Below are 3,687 nucleotides of genomic sequence, written 5' to 3'. Positions count from 1 at the left end.
CGTCGTGCCGGATCTCCGCCAGCTCGTCGCCGCGCCGCGCGATGCTCCAGGCGCCGGAGGTCCACTGCGCCTCATCGTCACGCCACCAGGAATTCCTCGTCGAGTCCACCGTGCCAGCCTAACCGGTTGACCAATCCAGGGTGACGGATGTGTGGACCGTCACGCCCCGGCGCGGGCGCCGGCGGAGCCGATCGTGCTCTCTCCCGGGCGGATGCGCACGGGCAGCGCGACCCTCTCGTGCACGTGGTCGTGCTCCTCCTCGGCGGCGAGCAGCCGCACACCCTCGGCGCCCATCGCGAACCCGGGGAGTTCGATCGACGTCAGGGTCATCCAGTCGGCACCGTCGTCGCGGTGATCACCGTCCATGCCGACCACGGCGACGTCGTCGGGCACCCGCAGCGCGCCGTGCTCGCGCAGGAGCTGCAGCACCCCGAGCGCGACCTTGTCGTTCACGGCGAGGATCGCGCACCGCTCTCGGGCGAGCAGAGGAAGAAGGTCTTCCGCGGCGCGACGGCCGTCTGCCGCCATGAGCCCGGCGGCATCGATCTCGGTGAGCCGCACGCCGCGCTCGGCGGCGGCCTGCCGCAGGCCGCGACGGCGTTCGACGACCGGCTGCACGATATCGGGGATCGACACGAAGAACGCACGGCGGATGCCCAGATCGGCGATGTGATCGACGGCGGCCCGACCCACCTGCACGTTGTCCATCAGCACGGTGCACCAGTCGGCGCCCGGCACGTCGTAGTTCACCACCACGATCGGCCGCACGTGATTGCGGATCCTCGCGATGCCCGAGGTGGGGTCGCGCATCGAGGCGACCATCACGCCGCCGGTCCTCGCCTCGGCGAAGTGCTCGAGGAACTCGTCCTGGAGGTCGTGCTGCGCGGTGCCGGAAGCGAGCTCGTGCGCGTTGAACAGGCTGTTCGCCATCATCAGGTAGCGGCGGCCGTGAGCTGCGCGCCGCGTGAGATCTCGACGAACAGGACGTTCACGAGGTCGGGGGTGATCAGGCCCAGGGCGTCCGACCGGTTGCGGATCAGCGTGCGACCTGCCGAGCTGCGGATGTAGCCGAGGCGGTCGATGACCTCCTGCACGCGCTGCAGGGTCTCGGGCGCGAGGCGTGCCGGGGCGTTGATCGCGTTCGACACGGTGCCCACCGACACCCCTGCTTCACGAGCCACGGCGTTGATCGTGGGATTCGCTCGGGAATCCGGCATGGGCACCCCCTCACGGTTTGCACTGTGACGCAATCGTAGGGGAGTGCGGGGACCATCGACGGATCCCCGCACCGTGCCTCGACGTGTCCCGCTCTCGGAGACGTGTCCCCGCTCTCGGAGACGTGTCCTCGCTCTCAGAGAGAGGTCATCCCGCCGTCCACGGCGAAGAGGGCTCCCGTGGCGAAGTCGGCGTCGCTGCTGGCCAGGAACACCATGATCCCCTCGACATCGGCGGGCGTGCCCGCGCGGCCGACGGGGATGCGGCTCACGATGGCGGCGCGCGACTCCGGGTCGTCCGAGATCGTCGACACCAGCCCGGTCTCGGTGTACGCGGGCACCACGGTGTTCACGCGGATGCCGTCGCGCGCGTACGCCGCGGCGACCGTGCGCGTGAGGCCGTGGATGCCGGCCTTCGACGCGGAGTAGGCCGTGAAGTCCTGCCCCTCGCCGGTGAGCCCGGTGGGGCTGCCGGTGAGGATGATCGAGCCTCCGTCCGAGGCCAGCATCGCCCGGACCGCGTGCTTCACCGTGAGGAACGTGCCGGTCAGGTTGATGTCGATCGTGCGGCGCCAGACGTCGAGGTCGAGGTCGGCGGCCTTCGCGTCCTGACCGAACAGCTGCACGCCGGCGTTCGCGACGACGACGTCGGGCGACCAGCCGTCGGCGGCCGCCTCGGTGAAGGCGGCCTCGACCGACGACTCGTCGGAGATGTCGACGACGACGGCACGCGCCCGCTCGCCGATCGACGCGGCGACGGAGGCGGCGGCATCGGCGTCGCGGTCCGCGATGATCACCCGTGCATCCTCCCGCGCGAAGCGCTCCGCCACGCTGCGTCCGATGCCCGCTCCCGCTCCCGTGACCAGGGCGGTCCTGCCTTCGAGCCGGGCCATGTCAGCGCTCGATCCGGTCGAGGTGCAGCATGCGGGCGAGGTTCTTGTCGAGCTCGTCGTCGCGGAAGATCTTCTTCCAGTCGTCCTTGATGATGCTCTCGCGGCCGTAGTCCATGGCGATCAGGCACGCGTCGGAGAACGGGTTGTCGCCGCGCAGACCGTTGGCGAGCGCCACCTGGGTGTGGCCGTAGAGGATGCTGCGGGCGGCCGCCTCGGGCACGCCCATGGTGGTCACGGCCTCGTGCAGCGCTTCGTTGAGCAGGGCGCCGATCATGCAGGCGACCGTCTCGACGAGCGTCGGCTCGAGCTGGGCGAGCTGCTTCACGGTGACCCAGTGCACGTCGATCACGGGGGCGTAGATGGCGCGCACGGTCTCTTCCACGATCGCCCGGGCGGCCGGGTCGTCGCTCTCGACGGCGGCGATGGCGTCCTGAGGCGCGGCGATGCCGCCGAACGTGTCGGCCCACTGCTCGGGCGTCTCGCGCTGCAGGAAGATCGAGGGATGGCACGGGTGCGCCACGGCCTGGATGACGTCCTCGCGCGTGGTCAGGAGTCCGGCATAGGCGGCGGCAGGGTCGAGCGTGAGCACGATCGCGCCGGAGCGCAGCTGGGGGACCAGCTCGGCCGTGACCGGCCCGAGAGCGAGATCGGGCACGGCGAGCACGACGATGTCGGCGTCGGCGACGGCGGTCGCCGCGTCGGTGAGCGTGCGCCCGGCGTCGGTCGTGCGCTGTCGGCCGGCGGGGGAGTTCTCGACGTACCAGACGGTGTGGTCGGTCCGCGCGAGGTTGTCGGACACGCGCATGCCCATCTTCCCTCCGGCGCCGATGACGGCGATCTTGTGGCTCATGGTGTGCTCCTCAGGTGGTCCAGGGTGGTGCGGGTCCAGGCCCGCTCGGTGCGGATGGTGGTCTCGGCGTCGCCCTGCCAGGGCAGCCAGTGCTCGACGATCTCGTTGATCCCGCGTTCGCGGGGCGAGACCGTGCGGAGCAGGTGGGGATAGTCGTGCAGGCCGGCGCCCATGGCGGCGCCGGAGTAGGTGAAGCCGACCCAGCCGTCCTGGCGGGCGAAGGCGAAGTCCTTGACGTGCACGTTGCGAACATACGGCGCGGTCTGCTCGACGCAGGTGCGGGGGGGCTCGAGTCGGGCGACGACGTTGGCGGGGTCCAGGCAGATGCCGAGGTGATCGCTGCCGACGCTCTCGACGAGATCGACCAGGTCGCTCGTCGCGACCTGCTCGTAGGTCTCGAGGGCGAGGGTGACGCCCGCCGCCTCGAACGAGCGGATGCCGTCGCGCAGCCACGCATCCGCCTCGGGGAGGGAGGGTCGGGACCCGGGCCCGTGCACCATGCTGCGCAGGAGTGCGGCGCCGAACACCTCGGCGATCCGGAGCTGACGGGCCATGTGTCGGGGCTCGATGCCCTTGGTGCCCAGCTCGATCGTGAGTCCGAGGTCGGTCGCGGCCGCCGCAGCGTCGCGGAGCTCGGCGTCGCTCATGCCGTCGAGGGGCGCGTAGTCGCAGATCTGGAAGAGGTCGACGCCCTGGGCGCGGGTGTCCTCGAACGCGCCGATGAGACTCA

The 3,687-nt window shown here is 70.9% G+C and carries 5 protein-coding genes; all 5 read right to left on the bottom strand.

Features of this window, described 5'->3' with window-relative positions; genetic code table 11:
* Positions 1-159: 159 nt before the first annotated feature.
* Positions 160-933 carry a substrate-binding domain-containing protein gene (locus RTM68_RS17645; protein WP_312173475.1) on the bottom strand — a complete coding sequence of 258 codons (774 nt, stop codon included), beginning with the start codon at positions 931-933 and terminating at the stop codon, positions 160-162.
* Positions 933-1,217 carry a LacI family DNA-binding transcriptional regulator gene (locus RTM68_RS17640; protein WP_312173473.1) on the bottom strand — a complete coding sequence of 95 codons (285 nt, stop codon included), beginning with the start codon at positions 1,215-1,217 and terminating at the stop codon, positions 933-935. Before RTM68_RS17640 ends, RTM68_RS17645 begins: the two co-directional genes overlap by 1 nt.
* A 134-nt stretch (positions 1,218-1,351) precedes the next feature.
* Positions 1,352-2,107, bottom strand: coding sequence for an SDR family NAD(P)-dependent oxidoreductase (locus RTM68_RS17635; protein WP_312173470.1), 756 nt, complete (start codon positions 2,105-2,107; stop codon positions 1,352-1,354).
* Position 2,108: 1 nt separating this feature from the next.
* On the bottom strand, positions 2,109-2,957 hold the full coding sequence (locus RTM68_RS17630) for a phosphogluconate dehydrogenase C-terminal domain-containing protein (RefSeq protein WP_312173468.1): 849 nt from the start codon (positions 2,955-2,957) through the stop codon (positions 2,109-2,111).
* Positions 2,954-3,687 (bottom strand): TIM barrel protein (locus RTM68_RS17625; RefSeq protein WP_312173466.1); only part of this gene is annotated, 734 nt, incomplete at its 5' end. The genes RTM68_RS17625 and RTM68_RS17630, both read right to left, overlap by 4 nt.

This window comes from Microbacterium sp. (genome assembly GCF_031988965.1).
Classification (GTDB): domain Bacteria; phylum Actinomycetota; class Actinomycetes; order Actinomycetales; family Microbacteriaceae; genus Microbacterium.
This window is presented reverse-complemented; position numbering and strand designations above follow the sequence as displayed.